This is a genomic window from Acetomicrobium sp. S15 = DSM 107314, from assembly GCF_016125955.1.
Lineage (GTDB): Bacteria > Synergistota > Synergistia > Synergistales > Thermosynergistaceae > Thermosynergistes > Thermosynergistes pyruvativorans.
The window spans coordinates 1-304 of the sequence record NZ_JADEVE010000051.1 but is presented as its reverse complement, the minus strand read 5'-3'; the positions used below and the strand labels follow the sequence as shown (position 1 = coordinate 304).

1 protein-coding gene is annotated in these 304 nt (G+C 48.4%); it reads right to left on the bottom strand.

All coding sequences use genetic code 11. The annotated features are described in order from the left end of the window. The coding region (secG, locus tag EZM41_RS13335; protein WP_232618902.1) for a preprotein translocase subunit SecG at positions 1-238 on the bottom strand (238 nt) is incomplete at its 3' end. Positions 239-304: the final 66 nt, after the last annotated feature.

The following is a 304-nucleotide window of genomic DNA, read 5'->3' as shown; positions in this document are numbered from 1 at the left end:
TGAGAGCCCTCCTGCTTTTGGTCTCCTCGTGCGCCACAGCCGTCGTCGTTTCTTTTTGCGGCGTCATAGGCTTCGTGGGCCTTTGGTTCCCCATATGGCGAGGCTTATCTTCGGCCCTGCCCACGGGCGGTTGCTCTGCGTCTCCTGGCTGATCGGAGGGATCATCATGCTGTAATAATATAACATCAATTAAAACAGTACAGGATATCACATGAATGACCATAAGAAAAATCCTCATCGTTAAAACCTCCCTTCGATAATGCCTTTATCGGATAAAACAAACTAAAATCCGCCTGATGAAAGC